Genomic DNA, 18672 nt, shown 5'->3' on the forward strand with positions numbered 1-18672 from the left:
ACCTCTGGGGTATCTGTCTGCCGATGAAGATTAGCCGTGCGATCCTTCTGGTAACTGCCGTTTGCCTGGCAGTTGGCAACACTCACGCATTGTCCGCAGCCGCGCAGGCCGCAGCCGCGCAGGCGCCAGCTGCAGACGCAGACCAGCGCCTGCAGCAGCTCTACGAAGCCGAATACGCCTGGCGCCAGCAGGAACTGGGGCAGGTGCGCGATGGCAAGGGCGGCTGGCGTGCCGGCGCCGTGCTGCCGCGGGTGGACGCCGCCAGCCAGGCCCGACGCCTCGCCCGCTGGGAGCGCAGCCTGGCGGAGCTCGCGGCAATCCCGGCCGCGGAACTGAGTCCGGAGGCGGGCATCAACGCGGCGGTGTTCAGGCAGATCGTGACCACACTGGCCGACGAGGTTCGCTACCGGACCTATGAGGCGCCGCTGAATTCCGACACCTTCTTCTGGACCGGTTTGTACCCGCGGCTGGGCGGGTTCGACAGCGAAGCGGCCTGGCGCGATTACCTCGCCCGCTTGCGCGACCTGCCCCGGTTTTTTGCCGAACACCGGGCCAACATGCGAACGGGCCTGGCCCGCGGCTACAGCGTCCCGCGGATTGCCCTGCTCGGGCGCGAGAATTCGATCGAACCCTATCTGCAGCCGGGTGAGGGCAATCCGTTCTGGTCGCCCATGCACTCGCTGCCGGCATCGATCCCAGCGGACCGGCAGGCAGCGCTGCGATCGGCCCTGCGCACCGTGATCGATGAAGCGGTGGTACCTGCCTACGCGGACTTGTTGCAGTTCATGCGCGAGGAATATCTGCCACGGACCCGGGAGACGCTGGCGGCCCGCGACCTTCCCGACGGGGCCGCCTTCTATGCTGCCCAGATCCGGACATTCACCACCCTCGATCTCACGGCGGAGGAGATTCACGCGGTGGGTCTGCAGGAAGTGGCGCGAATTCGCGCGGAAATGGAGACGACCCGCGAGGCGGCGGGATTCGAGGGCGACATGCCGGCCTTCCTGGAGTTCCTGCGCACCGACCCCCGGTTCTACGCGAAAACCCCGCGTGAGCTGCTGTCGTTCACGGCCTGGGTGGCCAAGCGGGTGGACGGCAAGCTGGCTCAGAACCTGGGGTTCCTGCCGCGGCGCCGCTTTACCATCCTGCCAGTGCCCGATGCGATCGCGCCCTTCTACACCGGTGGCCGCGGCGGACTCGACAGCTGCCTGTTCAACACCTGGGACCTGCCGTCGCGGCCCCTTTACACGCTGACCGCGCTCACCCTGCACGAGTGCGCACCGGGCCATTCCCTGCAGGCGGCCATCGCCCGGGAAGCGCCGGGCGCGATTCCGGAATTTCGTGCCAACAACTACTTCTCTGGCTACGGTGAAGGCTGGGGCCTGTACACAGAGTGGCTGGGAGTGGAGATGGGCGTCTACGACACGCCCCATGAGCATTTCGGGCGCCTCTCCTACGAGATGTGGCGCGCAGCCCGGCTGGTGATCGATACCGGCCTGCATCACTATGGTTGGACCCGGGAGCAGGCCCAGGCCTACCTGCGGGACAATACCGCGCTGTCCGAGCACGAGCTGACCACGGAGATCGATCGCTACATCTCCTGGCCCGGCCAGGCACTGGCCTACAAGCTCGGGGAGATGCTGATCCGGCGCAAGCGGGCGGAAGCGGAGACGGCACTCGGGGAGGCCTTCGACAAGCGCTATTTCCACGACGTGATCCTGGGTTTGCGCTCGGTGCCGCTGCCGGTGCTTGAGCAACAGCTGGACCAGTGGATCGCCGCGGGTGGGCCGGATCCCTATGCAGGCATGAGTCTCTGACAAAAAAACGGCGACCGCGAGGTCGCCGTAGTCAACTCAGGGGAGAATTCAGGAGGCAGGCAGGATGACGGTGTCGATGACGTGGATGACGCCGTTGCTGGTCTTGATGTCCGTGGTGACGACGGTGGCGTTGTTGATCTGGACGCCGCCGTCGGTCACAGCGATGCTGATGTCGGCGCCGTTGACCGTGGTAGCCTCGGTCAGCTCAACCACGTCTTTGGCGTAGACCTTGCCCGCGACGACGTGGTAAGTCAGGATGTCGACCAGCTGTTGCTTGTTGGCTGGCTCGAGCAGGCTCTCAACAGTGCCCGCGGGCAGCTTGGCGAAGGCGGCGTTGGTGGGTGCAAAGACGGTGAAGGGGCCTTCGCCGGACAGCACATCAACCAGGCCCGCTGCCTGGATGGCAGCCACCAGGGTGGAGAAATCTTCATTGTCGGCCGCTACCTCGACGATGTTGGACTTCTTCATGTCACCGTCGCTGTGGTGTTCAGCGCTGGCGGTAGCTGCGCCCAGGAGGCTGGCGCAGAAGGCAAAAATCGTCAGAAAGCGTGTTGCAGTAAGCATGGTTGGATCCTTTCGTGAGAGTGGGCTCGGCGTGCACTGGATATGCACATTGTGGATACGGTCCGGGGTCGGGCCCGGACCGCCACTGTCACGATTGTGCCCACCTCTGGCTCAGATGGCCTTGCTGCGCTCGCGGATGGTGACGTTCAGGGTCTGGTCGTTGAGGCTGTAGTCCACCGGTACATCAATCAGATGCACCGCAGGGTCCTCGAGGCAGGCCCTGATCCTGGGCTGCAGTTCCTCGGTGGCGCCCACGCGCCAGCCCTTGGCGCCGTAGGACTCGGCATAGGCAACAAAGTCCGGGTTGCCGTAGTCCAGGCCGTAGTTGGCAAATTGCATGTTGGCCTGCTTCCACTTGATCATGCCATAGGCGTCGTCGCGCAGGATGATCACCACGACATGCAACTTGAGGCGGACGGCGGTTTCCATCTCCTGGCTGTTCATCATGAAGCCGCCGTCGCCGCAGACCGCGATCACCGCGCGCTCCGGGTAGACCATCTTGGCGGCCAGGGCTGACGGCAGCCCGGCGCCCATGGTTGCGAGGGCGTTGTCCAGCAGCAGCGAGTTGGGGAAGGCCGCCGGATAGTTGCGCGCAAACCAGATCTTGTAGACCCCGTTGTCCAGGGTCACGATACCGTCCCTGGGCAGGGCGCCGCGGACATCTTTCACGAAGCGCTCAGGCAGTATCGGGAAGCGGTCGTCGTCCTCCAGCTCGCGGCGATGGGTCAGGTAGGCCGCGTGTACTTCGCGAAAGAAGTCGAAGTCCCACAGGGACTGTACCGTGACCTGTTCCTTGAGCTGCCAGATGCTGTTGGCGATGTCGCCGACCACTTCCAGTTGCGGGAAATAGACCGGGTCCACCGCCGCTGACTGGAAGTTGATGTGCACGACCTTGGCGCCACCGGGACGCATGAAGAAAGGAGGCTTCTCCACCACATCGTGGCCCACGTTGAGGATCAGGTCTGCCCTGGCCAGCGCCCGGTGAATGAAGTCGTTATCCGAGAGGGCGGTGTTGCCCAGGAACAGCTCGCCGTGCTCGTCCAGCACGCCCTTGCCCATCTGGGTAGTGATGAAAGGGATGCCGGTCTTGTCGACAAATTCCCGCAACATCTTGCAGGTCAGCTTGCGGTTGGCGCCGGCGCCGATCACCAGCACCGGGCTTTTTGCCTGCTCGATCATCGCCACGGCGGCGTTGATGGCCTTGTACTCGGCGATGGGTCGGCGCACGGTGCTGGCGGGAATCAGCGGGGCGCTGGTTTCCTCTGCGGCAATGTCCTCGGGCAGTTCAATATGCACCGCGCCCGGGCGCTCCTCCGACGCCAGCCGGAATGCCTCGCGCACCACCGAGGGAATGCGGTCGCCGCTGACGATCTGGGCAGTGAACTTGGTGATCGGCCGCATCATGTCAACCGCATCGATGACCTGGAAGCGGCCCTGCTTGCTGGTCTTGATCGGTTTCTGGCCGGTGATCATCAGCATCGGCATGGCGCCGAGCTGGGCGTAGGCTGCGGGGGTGACCAGGTTGGTGGCGCCGGGCCCGAGGGTGGACAGGCACACCCCCACCTTGCCGGTAAGGCGACCGTAGGTGGCGGCCATGAATCCCGCGCCCTGCTCGTGGCGGGTGAGGATGAGCTTGATTGAAGACTGTCGCAGTGACTCCAGCAGGTCGAGGTTCTCCTCCCCGGGAATGCCGAAAATGTACTCCACTCCCTCGGCCTCGAGTGCCTTGATCATCAGGTCCGATGCTTTCATTCTTCGTCTCCCTTGCGTGGGCTTGCCCTGTATCCGGTGTGGTTGTCAGGGAGCAGAGTTCACCATAGCACCAGTTCAGCGCTCGCGCCTGCTACGGCGTCGAATTCCCCGTCTCCAGCTTGCGGTACAACGATCTCAGGCTGATGCCGGCGATCGCGGCTGCCCGCTCCTTGTCGCCATGGCAGTGTCGCAGCAGATCGCGCAGGTAGCGTCGCTCCCGGGTCCTGAGGTCGGTCCATGTTTCGGGCGGGTCGGGCGCGGGGGTGCTGTCCGCAGCGAGCGTCGGAGTCGGTACGGCGAGGCAGCGCTCGATAACGCGGGCATCAATGACATTGCTGTGGGCGAAGATGATGGCTCGCTCGAGGATGTTGCGCAGTTCGCGGATATTGCCGGGAAAGGACTCCCGGCCGAGCCGGCGGATGGCGGAGTCGGTCAGGTGCAGGCGTTTTTCCCCCGCCAGCTTGCCCAGTATGGAGCGGGCCAGCAGTTGCAGGTCATCGTGCCGTTCGCGCAGGGAGGGCAGATGTACCGGGAAGGCATTGATCCGGTAGTACAGGTCACGGCGGAATTCGCCGCGTTCTACCATCGCCGCCAGGTCCTTGTGGGTGGCGCAAATGAGACGGAACTCGGCGCTGCGCAGCTGGGTGCTGCCCACCGCCCGGTAGCTGCCGGTCTCCAGCAAACGCAGCAGTTTGACCTGCATGCCCAGGGGCACGTCGCCGATTTCATCCAGGAACAGGGTGCCCTGGTGAGCCGCTTCGAGCAGGCCGGGCTTGTTCTGGGAAGCGCCGGTGAAGGCGCCTTTCGCGTGCCCAAACAGCTCGCTTTCAAACAGGGTTTCGGTGAGGCCTGCGCACTCCACCGTGACCAGGGCCCGGTCCCCGCGGTGGCTGGCCCGATGGATGGCCTCGGCGGCGAGTTCCTTGCCGGTGCCCGACTCGCCCAGCAACAGCACCGAGGTGTCGTGGGGGGCGACCAGGTTGAGATTGTTGATCAAGGCATTGAACGCCGGGCTGCGCCCGACCATCTGCTGTGTGCTCAGCTCGGCACTGGCAATGTGCACGGGTTTAAGCAGTTCGACGAAGTAGAGCAGCTCGCCGTCGTCGTCGTGAATGGGCAGCATTTCCACATCCACGTGCTGGCGCCCGGTCGCTGTCAGGTGGACGTGCAGCACGCGCTCCCGATGGCCGCTGCCGCGGGCCTCGGCCAGGGGGCAGCTTTCGCCTGCCTGGTCGCAGGGAACGCTGTAGCCGTGGGATATCTGGAAGCAGTGCGCATCGCTGTCCGCGGGGATGGCGCCGAAACTGTCGCAGTAGGCATCATTGGCCGCGAGTATCCGGTAGTCGGCATCGACCAGAATGGCTGGGCAGTCGTGGCCCTCCAGCATGTGGGCCAGACGCTGATCGGTGTCGCTGGCGATGATTTGTGACATGTCAAATCCGGCAGAATTTTTGTCAATATTGGCATAAACAGGCCGGGGTGACCACCCTGGGCTTGTGACGTGCGCGATCCCTGTCTGAAAAAAGCATATAAAACAAAAGGGTAGTGTGCTCTATGGTGATGTGGGCGACTTGGCACGCGCCTTGCAAATTTGCATGTGCGTAGCCCCTTCTGTCAGCGGCTACACCAACCAGACCTGTTGCCGGGAGAGGCCGATGCTCGACGATCCTGTATTGCTGGCGCGAATCCAGTTCGCTGCCAATATCAGTTTCCACATCCTGTTTCCCGCCATTACCATCGGCCTGGCGTGGGTATTGCTGTACTTTCGCTGGCGCGGTCTGCGCAGCGGCGACCGGGTCTGGGATCACGCCTACGCCTACTGGGTGAAGATCTTCGCCCTGACCTTCGCCATGGGCGTGGTGTCCGGCATCACCATGAGTTTCCAGTTCGGCACCAACTGGCCAGGGTTCATGGAAAAGGCCGGCAATGTCGCCGGGCCGCTGCTGGGGTACGAGGTGCTGACTGCCTTTTTCCTCGAGGCCTCCTTTCTCGGCATCATGTTGTTCGGTCGCAATCGTGTTTCCGAGCGCATGCACTTTGTGGCGACGCTGTTGGTCGCAGTCGGTACCACCCTGTCGGCATTCTGGATCCTCAGCCTGAATTCCTGGATGCAAACCCCCGCCGGCTACCGTCTGGAGAACGGCGTGGTGATGGTGGAAAGCTGGTGGGCAGTCATATTCAATCCCTCGTTTCCCTACCGTCTTGTGCACATGTTGCTGGCGTCCTTCCTGACCTGTGCCTTCCTCGTCGCCGGGGTCAGCGCATGGCGCCTGCGCGGGGGCGTTGGCGGCCCCGGAACGGTGCGGGTACTGCGCACGGGCCTGCTGCTGGCAGCCGTGGCGGCGCCCCTGCAAGTGATCACCGGCGACCTGCACGGCCTCAACACCCTCGAGCACCAGCCGGCGAAAGTGGCGGCGATGGAAGCGGTCTGGGAGACGCAGCGGGGGGCGCCTTTTACCCTGTTGGGGTGGCCGGATGAAGACCAGCGCCGCAACCGCCTGGCGCTGGAGATTCCCTACGCCGCCAGCCTGATTCTGACACACGATACTCAAGGCGAGGTGCGCGGTCTCAACGATTTTGCCGGGGAGCACCCGCCGGTGGCCGCCGTCTTCTGGTCCTTCCGCATCATGCTGGGTCTCGGTACGCTGATGTTACTGGTGGCGTGGTGGGGAACCTGGCAAACCCGGCGTGGGCGGGAGCCCTCGGCGATGCTGTTGATGACCCTGTCGTGGATGACCTTTTCCGGCTGGGTTGCGGTGCTGGCCGGCTGGTACGTCACCGAGGTCGGCCGCCAGCCGTGGATCGTGCAGGGACTGCTGCGGGTCGCGGATGTCGCCGCGGACCACGCACCCGCGACGGTGGCCAGCACCCTGTTCGGCTACCTGCTGCTGTACCTGCTGTTGCTGGCGTCCTACATCGGCGCCATCCGTCATCTGGCGTTGAAGCCGGCCGCGTCGCTCGGCCAATCGTTGCCAGGCCCGAACCGCCTCGTCACACCCGGAGCATGAACATGGAATACTGGTTGCCCGTTGTCTACATGATGATCATGGGATTTGCGTTGCTGGTCTACGTGATACTCGATGGCTATGACCTGGGCGTTGGCATGTTGCTGCCGCTGGCAGACGAGGGCGAGAAGGACACCATGGTCGCCTCAATCGGGCCCTTCTGGGATGCCAACGAGACCTGGATTGTGCTGGGTATCGGCGTGCTGCTGATCGCCTTCCCGCTGGCCCATGGCATTATCCTCAGCCATCTGTACATTCCGGTGACGCTCATGCTGATGGGGCTGATCCTGCGAGGGGTTGCATTCGACCTGCGGGTGAAGGCCGGCGATCATCGCAAGCGGCTGTGGAACAAGGCTTTCTTTGCGGGCTCGCTGCTGGCCTCGTTGTGCCAGGGCTGGATGCTGGGAGCCTGGGTCACCGGGCTGCAGGGCGGGGCCGTCGGCCTGTTCTTTGCCGCGCTCATTGCCCTGGCGTTGCCGGCACTGTATCTGCTGCTGGGTTGTGGCTGGCTGCTGATGAAGGCCGAGGAGACCTTGTTGTTGAAAGCTGTCCGTTGGGCGCAACTGGCGGTCTGGCCGATGGCTGCGGGACTGCTGCTGGTCAGCATTGCGACTCCCCTGGTCAGTGACGCCATCGCCGCGCGCTGGTTCACCCTGCCGAACATGATCCTGTTGGCGCCGATCCCGCTCGCCACGGCTGCATGCCTGGCCCTCATTGCCTACCTGTTGGGGCATCCGCGCCTGCTGTTGGAGGGACTTGGCTGGGCGCTGTTTGTGGCGACGGTGCTGATCTGCATATTGGCAACGCTCGGCCTGGCCTACAGCGTGTTTCCGGATGTGATCATCGGTCGCATGGATATCTGGGAGGCGTCGGCGTCGGTGGATTCGCTGCTGTTCACTCTGGTTGGCATAGTGATAACGCTGCCCGTGATCCTGTTTTACACCGTGTATGTCTACCGTGTGTTCCACGGCAAGGCGACCGCTCTGTCCTATGACTGAGCGCGCCACTGCCATTTTCTTTCCTGAATGAGGTGACTGTGATGCAAGCAAGAGAGACCTGGAAGCTGGACCTCGGCTGCAAGCCCGAAGTAGTACCGTTCTTTGACGAGGACACCAATACCTTTTCCTACGTCGTGCAGGACCCGGGTTCCCCGGCCTGTGCGGTGGTGGACTCGGTGCTGGACATCGACTATGCCGCCGGCCGCCTCAGTACCGCTGGCGCCGACAAGATCATAGCCTACATTCGCCAGCAGAAGCTGCAGCTGGAATGGATTATCGAGACCCATGTACACGCGGATCACCTGTCCGCGGCGCCCTACCTGCAGGAGGAACTGGGCGGCAGGATCGGTATCGGCGAGCAGATCACCACCGTGCAGGAAGTGTTTGGCAAGGTGTTCAACGCCGATACCCGTTTCGCCCGCGACGGGTCCCAGTTTGACCGTCTGTTCGCCGATGGTGACAGCTACCAGGTGGGCGGCATGCTCTGCCACGCCCTGCACACCCCCGGCCATACTCCTGCCTGCATGACCCATGTCATGGGGGATGCGGTCTTTGTCGGCGATACCCTGTTCATGCCGGATGGCGGCACCGCACGGGCGGACTTCCCCGGCGGCGATGCGCGGGTGCTGTACCGCTCCATCCAGCGCGTCCTCAGCCTGCCGGGCGAGGCCCGCCTGTTCATGTGTCACGATTACATGCCCAACGGCCGCGAGGTGGAGTACGAAACCACGGTGGCGGCTCAGCGCGCGGCCAACATCCATGTTCACGAAGGCATAAGCGAAGACGAATTCGTGGCCATGCGCGAAGCCCGTGACGCCACCCTGGACATGCCCAGGCTTATCCTGCCGTCCCTGCAGGTCAACATGCGTGCCGGGCATCTCCCGGAAGCGGACAGTAACGGTACCGTTTACCTGAGGGTACCGATCAACCTACTTTGAACCGCGGAGTGTTCGACCCGGTCTTTACAGCAAGGGAAATCACATGCAGACAAGAGATTTGGACGACGGCCTGACAGTATCCGGCCAGATTGGCAGCGACGACATGCCGGCACTCGCCGCCCGGGGGGTTCGGCATGTCATCTGCAACCGGCCCGATGGCGAGGGCCCGGACCAGCCCGCGTTTGCCGAGATCAAGCGCGCTGCCGAGGCCGTGGGTATCGAGGCGCACTACCTGCCGGTGACCGCGGGCAATGTGCGCGATGAAGAGGCCGCGGAATTCGGCCGTCTGCTGGCGGCGGTCACCGGGCCCGTGCACGCCTACTGCCGCACCGGCATGCGCTCGACTACCCTCTGGGCCCTGTCGCGCAATGCATCGGGTCCGGGGCTGGCGGAGATTGTCCGCCGCGCCCACGAGGCCGGCTACGACATGAGCGGGGTAGCCGCGCGTATCGCCGGCACCGGGGTCAAGGACGGCGGCATGGTGCTGGCGGAATACGATGTGGTGGTCGTGGGCGGCGGTGCCGGTGGTATCGCGGTGGCGTCCAGCCTGTTGGCCCGCGACAGGAACCTGAGCGTCGCCATCGTTGACCCGGCGGATATCCACTACTACCAGCCCGGCTGGACCTTTGTTGGCGCGGGGATTTTCAAGCCGGCGCAGACCGCGAAGACGATGGCCTCGCTGATCCCCAAGGGCGTCGACTGGGTCAAGGCCGCGGTGGCCGCGTTTGATCCCGGCCGGCACTCGGTGATCCTGGAGGGCTGTCGCATTCTGCGCTATCGCCGGCTGGTGGTGGCCGCCGGGCTGAAGTTGAACTGGGATGGGGTCGAGGGCTTGACCGAGACTCTGGGGCGCAATGGCGTGACCTCCAACTACCGCTTTGATCTCGCCCCCTATACCTGGCAGCTGGTGCGCAATCTGCGCGGTGGCCGGGCGCTGTTCACCCAGCCCCCCATGCCGATCAAGTGTGCCGGCGCTCCGCAGAAGGCGATGTACCTGTCCGCTGATCACTGGCGCCGGGAAAAATGCCTGGACAGTATCGAAATCGAGTTCTACAACGCTGGCGCGGTGTTGTTCGGGGTGCAGGACTATGTGCCGGCACTGATGGAGTATGTCGAGGCCTACGGCGCGCAACTCAATTTCAACCAGCGTCTGGTCCGGGTGGACGGCGACCAGCGCACCGCCTGGTTCGAGCACACGGATGCCGACGACAAGGTGGAGCGTGTCTCCCGTTACTTCGACCTGCTGCATGTAGTGCCGCCGCAGACAGCGCCCGATTTCATCCGCGCCAGTCCGTTGGCAGACGACAACGGTTGGGTGGACGTGGACCAGACCACCCTGCGCCACAAGCGCTTCGAGAATATCTGGGCCCTGGGTGATGTCATGAACGCGCCCAATGCGAAGACCGCCGCGGCGGCGCGGATGCAGGCCCCGGTGGTGGCCAACAACCTGCTGGCCGACATGGGCCGGGTGCGGGGAGTGGCTCACTACAACGGCTACGGCTCCTGCCCGTTGACCGTAGAGCGGGGCAAAATCGTACTCGCAGAGTTTGGCTACGGTGGTAAGCTGTTGCCGAGCATGCCGCGCTGGCTGATAGACGGTACCCGTCCCAGTCGCGCGGCGTGGTTTCTGAAGGAGCGGATGCTGCCACCGATCTACTGGAAAGCGATGTTGCGGGGCAAGGAGTGGCTGGCAAGCCCGGTAATTGGCGAGGATTGAGTATTTGCACACGCTGAGGCGCTACCTGCCGATACTGGACTGGGGTCGTCGCTACAACCGCGGCGCGCTCATGGACGATGGCCTCGCGGCACTGATCGTTACCGTGATGCTGATCCCCCAGTCCCTGGCCTACGCCATGCTGGCGGGGTTGCCGCCGGAGATGGGGCTGTACGCCAGCATGCTGCCGCTGGTGGCCTACGCCCTGTTCGGCACCAGCACCACGCTGTCGGTGGGTCCGGTGGCCGTGGTGTCGCTGATGACGGCCTCGGCCGTGGCGCAGATCGCCGAGGCGGGTTCCGGCGCCTATATCGAAGCGGCGATCCTGCTGTCCCTGATGTCCGGGGGCATGCTGCTGTTGTTCGGCTTTTTCCGCCTGGGCTTTCTCGCCAGCTTTCTTTCGCACCCCGTGATCGCCGGCTTTATCACCGCCTCCGGCGTGATCATCGCGATCAGCCAGGTGCGCCATATCCTCGGTATCGAGGCACACGGGGACAACCTGCTGCAGCTGGTGACCAGCCTTGCCGGCACCGTTGCCACTGCCCACCTGCCCACCCTGGTCACGGGGGGGGCGACGCTGCTGTTCCTGCTCTGGGTGCGCAGTGGCCTGAAACCGGTGCTGGTGCGGCTGGGCATGTCGGACTACTGGGCCGGCATGCTGACCCGCACCGGGCCGGTGTTTGCGGTGATCGGCACCAGCGTCGCGGCTTATTATCTTGACCTCGGCGCCCGGGGCGTGTCGCTGGTGGGGCATATCCCCGCCGGCCTGCCGGAATTTACCCTGCCGGTGCTGGTGCATCCGGCCTGGCGCGAGCTGCTGGTATCGGCGCTGCTGATTTCCATCATCGGCTTTGTCGAGTCAGTGTCGGTGGGGCATACGCTGGCCGCCCGGCGCCGCCAGCGCATCGTGCCGGACCAGGAACTGATCGGTCTCGGCGCCTCCAACATGGCCGCGGCCTTCTCCGGCGGCTACCCGGTCACTGGCGGTTTTGCCCGCTCCATCGTCAATTTTGATGCCGGTGCCGCCACTCCGGCGTCCGGCATCCTGACTGCGCTGGGGATAGCCCTGTCAGCCGTGTTCTTTACCCCGTACCTTGCCTACCTGCCCAATGCCACCCTGGCCGCAACCATTATCGTCGCGGTGCTGTCGCTGGTGGACTTTTCCATTCTCAAGCGCACCTGGGACTACGGTGTCTCGGATTTCGTGGCGGTCGCGATCACCATCTTTGTCACTCTGGGGCTCGGGGTGGAGACCGGGGTGGCCTGCGGTGTGCTGGCGTCGCTGGCGCTGCACCTGTACAAGACCTCGCGGCCGCACATGGCGGTGGTGGGTGAGGTGCCGGGTACCGAGCACTACCGCAATGTCGACCGCCACGAGGTGATTACCCGCAGCGATATCCTCTCCCTGCGCATCGATGAAAGCCTGTACTTCGCCAATGCCAGCTTTGTCGAATCGCGTCTCTACACCCTGCTGGAGGAGCGGCCGGAAGCGCGCCACGTGATCCTCATGTGCACCGCGGTCAACGAGATTGACCTGAGTGCGCTGGAAGCCCTGGAATCCATCAACCGCCAGTTGCGGGACCGCAACATCACCCTGCACCTGTCGGAGGTGAAAGGGCCGGTGATGGACGTGCTGCGCCACACCCATTTCCTCGAGGAATTGTCCGGCAAGGTATTCCTGTCCCAGCACCACGCGTTCCAGCACGTGATGGCGGTGGAGGACGAGACCCACAGGGACCAGCCACACAACTGGGTCATCTGACACCCGGGCCGCGATGTGCGTCGCCTGTCGCCCTGGCGGCGGTGACAAGCGGGCTCTTTGCCAGTAATGTGGACCGGTACTGAGTCAGCGGAGATAACAACATGAACTACTTCGTTACCGGCGGTACCGGGTTTATCGGCCGCTTCCTGGTGCCCCGGCTGCTGGATCGGGGCGGGCGCGTCTACCTGCTGGTGCGCCCCGGCTCCGTGGCCAAGGTGGATGGGCTCCGGGAACTCTGGGGGGCGACCCGGCAACAGGTGGTCGCGGTGGAGGGTGATCTCGGCCTGCCCAAACTCGGGGTGAAACCCGCGTGGGTGCGTCAGCATGCGGGCAAGATCGATCATTTCTTCCACCTCGCTGCCATCTATGACATGAAGGCCAGTGCCGCCAGTCAGCGAACCAGCAACGTCGAGGGAACCCGGCAGGCGGTGGCGCTGGCGAAGTCGCTGAAGGCCGGCTGCTTCCACCAGGTCAGTTCGATCGCGGCGGCCGGACTCTACGAGGGCACCTTTACCGAGGACATGTTCGAGGAAGCGGGGGCGCTGGATCATCCCTACTTCCAGACCAAGCACGAGTCCGAGGGTATCGTGCGCGCGGAAAAGCGCCTGAAGTGGCGCATCTACCGCCCCGGCATGGTTGTCGGCCACTCGCGCACCGGCGAGATGGACAAGGTCGACGGCCCCTACTATTTCTTCGAGACCCTGCACAACCTGAGCAGCGTCGTGCCGGAAGGCTTTCCGCTGCTGATGAACAAGGCCGGCCTGCTCAATATCGTGCCGGTGGATTACGTGGTCAAGGCCATGGACCATCTGGCCCACCTGCCCGGTCACGATCGCGAGTGTTTCTTTCTCACCGATCCGGACGGGATTCGGGTGGGCGATGTGCTCAAGACGCTGATGCGTGTCTCCCACGGCCCCCGCCTGCACGCGGTCAACGCCTCCCTGGTGGATGCCGCGACGCGCCTGGCGGGCAAGGGCATTGGCCGCATGCAACCGGTGAAAAAGCTGGGAGAGCGACTGCTGCAACGTATGGGCATACCGCCCCAGGTGGTTGCCTACATCAACTATCCGACGCGGTTTGATTCCAGCCGCACCCGCGCCCTGCTGGAACCCGCGGGCATCATCTGCCCGCCCTTCGAAGAGTACGCCCAGCCGATCTGGGACTACTGGCAGCATTTCCTGCGCAAGGACTCGGCGTCCGTGGTGGCGGAGGTCGACAGCCTGTTCGATCGACTGGTCGGCCGTCCCACCCTGGCGGCCCTGCGGCGGCGCGTGCGCGGCAAGGTTGTCGTGGTCACCGGAGCCACTTCGGGCATAGGCCGCGAGTGCGCCCTGCGGCTGGCGCGGGCCGATGCCCAGGTGGTCCTGGTGGCGCGCACGGTGGCAAAGCTGGACAGCACCCTGGCGGAGATCGCCGCGGCAGGTGGAACGGCCAGGGCCTATGCCTGTGACGTCGCCGATCTCGCGGCCTGTGACCGCCTGGTGCGCGATGTCAGCGCCGATCTCGGCGGTGCGGATATCCTGATCAACAACGCCGGCCGCTCCATCCGCCGCTCGGTGCGCTACAGCTATGATCGCTTTCACGACTTCGAGCGCACCATGCAGCTCAACTATTTTGGCGCACTGAGGTTGATTACGGGCTTCCTGCCCGGCATGGAGGCGCGTCAGGAGGGGCAGATCATCAACATCTCCTCGATTGGTGTACTCACCAGCCCGCCGCGCTTCTCCGCCTATGTGGCCTCCAAGGCGGCACTGGACGCGTTCAGCCTGTGCGCGGCGCCGGAGTACCGGCACTGCAATATCGAGTTCACCACTATCCACATGCCGCTGGTACGCACGCCCATGATCGCGCCCACCGGGCTCTACAGGGCCTTCCCCACCCTCTCTCCAGAGCAGGCGAGGGACCTGGTGATGCGGGCCATCGTGACCCGGACCAAGAAGGTGTCGACATCGCTGGGTGTGGCCGGGGCCCTGGCCCAGGCGACCATGCCGGGTTTCACCGAGGCCTTTCTGAGCCAGGCCTACGAACTGTTTCCCGACTCACCGGCGGCCCGGGGGCTGAGCGAAGAAGAGGCCACCGCGGAGCTGGCGGATCTGCCTTCATCGCGCCTGGCCCTGGCGCGCAAGCTCTTTTCCCAGGTCATGCGCGGCGGCCACTGGTGATACAGTAGCCACTCGGCGCCGCACGCCGCATGCGAACACACGCCTCCAGGAGAAGTGACTGATGGCAGTAACCGATCTCGAAATAGCGCCCTACCTGTCGGTCATGGTGACCAAGGGCGGTGAGGACATGTACCTGCACACGGGCGCGAAGATCCTGTTCAAGGGTCCCGGCGGTTTCGCCTGGATGGGCGATGAGCTGGAGCCGGGACACGTGGAACGGATATTCCGGTCCCTGGCCACGGACGTCAAGATCAGGGATTTCGAGGAGCACGGAGAGGTGGACTTCGGCGTCAGCATCCAGAAGGTGGGCCGCTTCCGCGCCAATGCCTTTCGCCAGCGCGGTGAAGTGTCCCTGGTGTTCCGCTACGTGCACAGTGAGATCCCCACCATTGAAAGCCTGTCCCTGCCGAAGGTCCTGCAGGACCTGGTAATGCAGAAAAACGGGCTGGTGCTGGTGGTCGGGGCCACCGGCAGCGGCAAGTCCACTACCCTGGCGGCGATGGTGGACCATCGCAACAGCAACGCGGCGGGACACATCCTGACGCTGGAAGAGCCGATCGAGTATCTGCACAAGCACAAGAAGTCGGTGGTGGCGCAGCGCGAGATCGGTGTGGATACCGAATCCTTCAGCACCGGCATGCGCTCGGCAATGCGCGAGGCCCCGAACGTGATTCTGGTGGGGGAGATTCGCGACACCGAGAGCATGGAGTACGCGCTCAAGTTTGCCAACACCGGGCACCTGTGCCTGAGCACCCTGCACTCGAACAACTCGGTCTCGGCGATCGAGCGCATGATCAGTTTTTTTGCCATAGAGAACTACAACCAGGAACTGCCACGCATTGCCGACAACTTGCGGGCGGTTATCTGCCAACGGCTGGTACCGACCGTGGATGGAAAAAAGACCGCTGCCACGGAAGTGCTGATCAACACCCCGCGGGTCAAGGACCTGATAGAGCGTCATGAGTTCGGAGACATCCACGAGGCCATCAAGGCCGGGCACAGTTACGGCATGCACACCTTCGACCAGTCACTGATTGCGCTCTACGAGGCCGGCACCATCAGTGCCGACGTGGCGGTGGAGTTCGCCGACTCGCGCAACAATGTGTCCCTGCATATCCGGGTCAACAGAAGCGGCAACGACGGTGACATGGACGACATGCAGCTGGAGAAGATCTAGCGCGACGGCGCATCCAGCAGGGGATTCGCCCGTTTGCGAATTCCGCGTTGACGGGCGGCAGGTCAGACACGATACTTGTGCGTCGTCGCTGTCCGGCTCGAAAGGGTAATACCCGGGCGAGGGCATACCAACAAAAGCACAGTTTGCCCAGAATCTCCGGAGAAGGAGATCGGCAGAAGGCTGCGGGGGAGTTTCGAGCATGGATAGTCGCCGTTGGGCCGGGATTGTTGCCACAATCCTGCTGAGTGTGATTTCGGCGGCAGTCAATGCCGCCACTGTTGCCGTGGGTCGCGACCAGGCCCTGGCTCTGTCGGATCCGGCTATCGTCCGGGTCGAGGTGCTGGGAGCGGATAATGTGGCTCCGGGAGATCCGGCCGCGCTGGTGGTCGGGTTCAGTGGCCAGAACGCCTGCCTGGTCTATGTCTACGATGACACTGCGACTCTCAACCAGGATGTGCGCCTGGCGCTGTTCGACGCCAACGACAATATAGTTGGCCTGCCGATCATCAGTGTCACCAACACCTATTACAACACTGTCGACCCAAGCTGTGGTCCGGTAGTGGTCCCGGCCACCAATGCCGCGCCGGTTGCAGTGAATGACAATTTCGGCAGTGACTATGCCGGCCGCAATGTGCTGGCCAACGATTTCGACGCCGACGGCGATCCGATCACCGCCAGCCTGGTGTCGGGGCCCCAGAACGGCAGCCTGACCCTGAACCAGAATGGCAGCTTTGCCTACGTGCCCAACGAGGGTTTCTTCGGCACCGACAGCTTCAGTTACCGGGCCGGTGACTTTGAGGTGCTGAGCAATGTGGCCACCGTCACCCTGGTGGTGCCGGAACCGGTCAACAACAGCCCGGTTGCCGTGGACGATGATTTCGGTACCGGCTTTGCCGATGCCAGTGTCCTGGCCAATGACTCGGATCCCGATGGTGATACTCTCAGTGCGGTACTCGAGCAGGGGCCCGCCAACGGTAGCCTGAGCCTCAACGCCAACGGCAGCTTCAGCTACGCGCCGGCCCCGGGCTTCGTCGGCCAGGTGACCTTTACCTATCGCGCCTCCGATGGCCGGGCCCTGAGCAGCGTGGCCACGGTCAGGTTCGTGATCAGCCTGGACGCCTCCGCGCCACCGGTCGCGGTGGACGATGACTTCGCCGCTGACTTCAGTGCCGGCAATGTGCTGGACAACGATCTCTTTTTCAACGCCGGTGACCTGACCGTGGTCAAGGTCACCGATCCCGTCGGCGGCGAGTTGCAGCTGAACGCGGATGGCAGCTACGATTATCGACCCTTCGCCGGGTTTACCGGCACCGACTCCTTTACCTACCTGTTGCGGGACCTGGCTGGGCGCGATTCCAATGTGGCGACGGTGGTCTTCAGTGTCGACGGCGATGAGGCCGGTGAGGAAGGTGTGACTGGCAAAGAGGACGAGGACGGCACCAGTGTATTGGCCAACGCCTCGCGCAACGAGCTGCGCATGTCGCGCCGTATCGACAGCATTTGTACCCGTTTGCAGCCGGACAGTGCCGACCAGGAGGATCTGCTCACTCTCTGTACCAATCTGCGCAAGCAGGGGACCACGGCGAAGCAGGCCCTGGAGGCGCTGCGCGCGCTGACGCCGGAAGAGCTGGCGGCCATGGGCAAGTCCGTGCGGGTGCTCTCTTTCTCCCGTTTCCGCAATATTGGCGCGCGCATGGCGCGGGTCCGCGAGGGCGGTTCCAAGGGCCTGAGCCTGGCGGGCTTGAACCTGAAGTACGGCGATACCGTGGTCTCCGGGGAGCAGCTTGATGTACTCCTCGACGAGTCTCGTAGGGCCCTGGGCATGGGCGCAAGCGGTGACGCGGATGTGGAGACGGGCGGGGGCGAGCTGCTCGCCGGCAGTCGCGCCGGTCTCTGGGTCCGCGGTGATCTCAGTTTTGGCGACCAGGATCGCACCGCCCTGGAATCCGGTTTCGACTTTGACGCCCAGACCCTGACCGGCGGCCTCGATTATCGCATCAGCGACAATCTCTTCGTTGGAACCTCGCTGTCGGTGGGAAAGACCGAGGTTGAATTCGAAGACAACGCGGCCACCACCGATACCGACAATTACGCGCTGGCCTTCTATGGGAGTGTCTATCGCGGCGCCAGCTACATTGACGGGGTGGTCAGCTACGGTTGGTCAGACGTTGAGACCGAGCGCAATATTGTCTACCAGGATTTCGGCGGCAGCGTCAGCCGCCGTGCGCAGGCGTCCACTGATGGCAACGAGTATTACATCAGCCTGAACGTGGGCCATTCGCTGGACTTCAGTGGCATCAAGTTTGACCCCCTGGTGCGGTTCTTCTATCTGGACGGGGAATTCGACGGCTTCACTGAAACCGGCGCCGGCGGTCTCGATCTTATCGTCGACAAGCAGGGTTTCGAGTCCATGAGCCTGACCGCCAGCGGCCAGCTCAGCTATACGTTCCTGCCGTCCTGGGGGGTGGTGACGCCCTATGTGCGTCTGGAGTACACCAGTGAATTCGAAGACAGCGCCGACGGCGTGCGCTACCGCTTTGCCAACGATCCCTTTGCCGGGGCGGCTGGCGAAGAGTCGCTGCTCATTGACGTCGATGACCCGGACAGCAGTTACCTGATCTATGGCGCCGGCGTGGCGGCACAATTCGCCTTCGGTGTCAGTGCCTTTGTCTCGTACCAGGCGCTGGGCAGCTATGAGAACCTGAGCGGCGAGATCATTTCGCTCGGGATGCGCTGGGAAATGGCGTTCTGACGCGGTTAGCGGCGACCCAACCAACAACAGG

Annotated in this window: 12 protein-coding genes; 9 read left to right on the plus strand and 3 right to left on the minus strand. The window is 63.8% G+C overall.

The window, feature by feature from the left end:
- The first annotated feature begins 23 nt into the window (after positions 1-23).
- A complete protein-coding gene (locus tag RLO07_RS00940) occupies positions 24-1817 on the plus strand; it encodes a DUF885 domain-containing protein (RefSeq protein ID WP_462290254.1) in 1794 nt (597 codons plus the stop codon).
- Between the two features lie 48 nt (positions 1818-1865).
- On the opposite strand, the gene RLO07_RS00945 is transcribed toward RLO07_RS00940, so the two are convergent.
- From RLO07_RS00945 to RLO07_RS00955, 3 genes are all read right to left on the minus strand, one after another.
- Positions 1866-2381 (minus strand): fasciclin domain-containing protein, encoded by a 516-nt coding sequence (locus tag RLO07_RS00945; RefSeq protein ID WP_462290255.1) that lies wholly within the window; start codon positions 2379-2381, stop codon positions 1866-1868.
- 111 nt (positions 2382-2492) lie between these two features.
- Entirely contained in the window at positions 2493-4133 is a 1641-nt protein-coding gene (locus tag RLO07_RS00950) for an acetolactate synthase large subunit (protein ID WP_462290256.1), read from the minus strand.
- Positions 4134-4224: 91 nt separating this feature from the next.
- Positions 4225-5565 (minus strand): sigma-54 interaction domain-containing protein, encoded by a 1341-nt coding sequence (locus tag RLO07_RS00955; protein ID WP_462290257.1) that lies wholly within the window; start codon positions 5563-5565, stop codon positions 4225-4227.
- 223 nt (positions 5566-5788) lie between these two features.
- Between RLO07_RS00955 and RLO07_RS00960 the strand changes: the two genes are divergently transcribed.
- The 8 genes from RLO07_RS00960 to RLO07_RS00995 all read left to right on the plus strand — a co-directional run bounded on the left by RLO07_RS00960 (position 5789) and on the right by RLO07_RS00995 (position 18641).
- On the plus strand, positions 5789-7141 hold the full coding sequence (locus RLO07_RS00960) for a cytochrome ubiquinol oxidase subunit I (RefSeq protein WP_462290258.1): 1353 nt from the start codon (positions 5789-5791) through the stop codon (positions 7139-7141).
- Positions 7142-7143: 2 nt separating this feature from the next.
- Entirely contained in the window at positions 7144-8136 is a 993-nt protein-coding gene (locus RLO07_RS00965; RefSeq protein WP_462290259.1) for a cytochrome d ubiquinol oxidase subunit II, read from the plus strand.
- Between the two features lie 41 nt (positions 8137-8177).
- Entirely contained in the window at positions 8178-9074 is an 897-nt protein-coding gene (locus RLO07_RS00970) for an MBL fold metallo-hydrolase (protein ID WP_462290260.1), read from the plus strand.
- 43 nt (positions 9075-9117) lie between these two features.
- On the plus strand, positions 9118-10791 hold the full coding sequence (locus RLO07_RS00975) for a bifunctional protein tyrosine phosphatase family protein/NAD(P)/FAD-dependent oxidoreductase (RefSeq protein WP_462290261.1): 1674 nt from the start codon (positions 9118-9120) through the stop codon (positions 10789-10791).
- A gap of 4 nt (positions 10792-10795) precedes the next feature.
- The gene (locus RLO07_RS00980; protein ID WP_462290262.1) at positions 10796-12550 is read left to right on the plus strand and encodes a SulP family inorganic anion transporter; all 1755 of its coding nucleotides are present in this window, start codon (positions 10796-10798) and stop codon (positions 12548-12550) included.
- Positions 12551-12651: 101 nt separating this feature from the next.
- Positions 12652-14712 carry an SDR family oxidoreductase gene (locus RLO07_RS00985; protein WP_462290263.1) on the plus strand — a complete coding sequence of 687 codons (2061 nt, stop codon included), beginning with the start codon at positions 12652-12654 and terminating at the stop codon, positions 14710-14712.
- A gap of 61 nt (positions 14713-14773) precedes the next feature.
- Positions 14774-15889, plus strand: coding sequence for a PilT/PilU family type 4a pilus ATPase (locus RLO07_RS00990; protein WP_462290264.1), 1116 nt, complete (start codon positions 14774-14776; stop codon positions 15887-15889).
- Positions 15890-16088: 199 nt separating this feature from the next.
- Complete coding sequence (locus RLO07_RS00995; protein ID WP_462290265.1) at positions 16089-18641, plus strand: autotransporter family protein; 2553 nt, start codon at positions 16089-16091, stop codon at positions 18639-18641.
- The last annotated feature ends 31 nt before the right edge of the window (positions 18642-18672 follow it).

It is taken from the genome of Haliea sp. (assembly GCF_040221975.1).
In the GTDB taxonomy this organism is placed as follows: Bacteria; Pseudomonadota; Gammaproteobacteria; order Pseudomonadales; family Halieaceae; genus Haliea.

What these genes read in the sequence shown, in the direction of transcription:
- RLO07_RS00940 (WP_462290254.1), top strand. Translation starts at nt 24, where the DNA reads ATGAAGATTAGCCGTGCGATCCTTCTGGTAACTGCCGTTTGCCTGGCA.
- RLO07_RS00945 (WP_462290255.1), bottom strand. Translation starts at nt 2,381, where the DNA reads ATGCTTACTGCAACACGCTTTCTGACGATTTTTGCCTTCTGCGCCAGC.
- RLO07_RS00950 (WP_462290256.1), bottom strand. Translation starts at nt 4,133, where the DNA reads ATGAAAGCATCGGACCTGATGATCAAGGCACTCGAGGCCGAGGGAGTG.
- RLO07_RS00955 (WP_462290257.1), bottom strand. Translation starts at nt 5,565, where the DNA reads ATGTCACAAATCATCGCCAGCGACACCGATCAGCGTCTGGCCCACATG.
- RLO07_RS00960 (WP_462290258.1), top strand. Translation starts at nt 5,789, where the DNA reads ATGCTCGACGATCCTGTATTGCTGGCGCGAATCCAGTTCGCTGCCAAT.
- RLO07_RS00965 (WP_462290259.1), top strand. Translation starts at nt 7,144, where the DNA reads ATGGAATACTGGTTGCCCGTTGTCTACATGATGATCATGGGATTTGCG.
- RLO07_RS00970 (WP_462290260.1), top strand. Translation starts at nt 8,178, where the DNA reads ATGCAAGCAAGAGAGACCTGGAAGCTGGACCTCGGCTGCAAGCCCGAA.
- RLO07_RS00975 (WP_462290261.1), top strand. Translation starts at nt 9,118, where the DNA reads ATGCAGACAAGAGATTTGGACGACGGCCTGACAGTATCCGGCCAGATT.
- RLO07_RS00985 (WP_462290263.1), top strand. Translation starts at nt 12,652, where the DNA reads ATGAACTACTTCGTTACCGGCGGTACCGGGTTTATCGGCCGCTTCCTG.
- RLO07_RS00990 (WP_462290264.1), top strand. Translation starts at nt 14,774, where the DNA reads ATGGCAGTAACCGATCTCGAAATAGCGCCCTACCTGTCGGTCATGGTG.
- RLO07_RS00995 (WP_462290265.1), top strand. Translation starts at nt 16,089, where the DNA reads ATGGATAGTCGCCGTTGGGCCGGGATTGTTGCCACAATCCTGCTGAGT.